Raw genomic sequence first — 1052 nt, 5'->3', positions numbered from 1 at the left:
AGCCCGTTACCATCGTAAGTGTATTCTGCTGTTATGTCACCTGTAGAGGTTTTTATCAACTGGTTGAAGCCGTCATATTCATTGATGGTTATATCGGTGTTGTCCTTTGCTGCTCCGGGTGTTGACAAATCAACTCCTGTGGTTTGTCCCTGCACAGCCGGTGAAATTGTTTCAGTGGACTTGTAGATGGTATTTCCGTTATTGTCATAGGTGTATTTGGTAGTCTTCAACACAGAATTCTCGTCCTTGGTCTCGGTCTGCAGCCTGTTACCCGGGTCATAGGCATAAGTAGTTACGGACTTTCCGGCTGCCGTCATGGTTTTGCGGTTGCTGCTGTCATCATATGTATATGATATGGCCGGCTCTCCCGTGGGTGCTTCGCTCATCAATCTTCCCAGGCCGTCATATTTGTATGCTGTAACTTTTCCCGTATTATCGGTTTTCGATGCCTGGTTCCCGTCAAGGTAATATGAATAGGCATAGCTTGATAAGGTAGTCTCCTCCTTCATATTTGTAATGGCTTCCAGCTTGTTTGCAGCATTGTACCGGTATGTAGTCTTATTCCCGTTTGAATAGGTCAGCGACTGCCTGTTGCTATTAGCGTCATATGCATAGGTTGCGGTGAGAACCCCGTTTTCAAACACCTTTTCCAATCTGTTCATATTGTCATATGTATAAGCGGTATTTGTTTTTACCGCTCCGTTTTGCTTTACTAGCAGTGATTTACGGTTATTGGCCGCATCATAGGTGTACTCCTTCGAGACTCCATTTGACAGAACTTCCTTTACCAACCGCCCCAGGTCATCATAATAATACGCTGTACCTGTTCCTCCGCCATTCATTGTATTTACATTCCCTGTCAGGGTATAAGTATAGGAATATGAGCTGTTAACCGTCGGATTTTCAATGTTTTCGACCGATTTGGCCAATAGCCTTCCCAGTACGTCGTAGCTCATTTTCAGCAGGCTGCCGTTTTTATCCGTCTTTTGCAGCAGGTTTCCGTTTAAATCATATGAATAGTTTTCGATATTTCCATTTGGATCTGTCATTTT

The 1052-nt window shown here is 44.0% G+C and carries 1 pseudogene; it reads right to left on the bottom strand.

The window, feature by feature from the left end:
- Positions 1-1052, bottom strand: a pseudogene (locus CLHUN_RS21605) (hypothetical protein); the annotation flags it as partial.

Origin of the sequence: Ruminiclostridium hungatei (assembly GCF_002051585.1) — a bacterium.
GTDB lineage: Bacteria > Bacillota > Clostridia > Acetivibrionales > DSM-1351 > Ruminiclostridium > Ruminiclostridium hungatei.
Note: the sequence above shows the minus strand (reverse complement) of the source record. Positions and strands in the feature narration are given on the sequence as shown.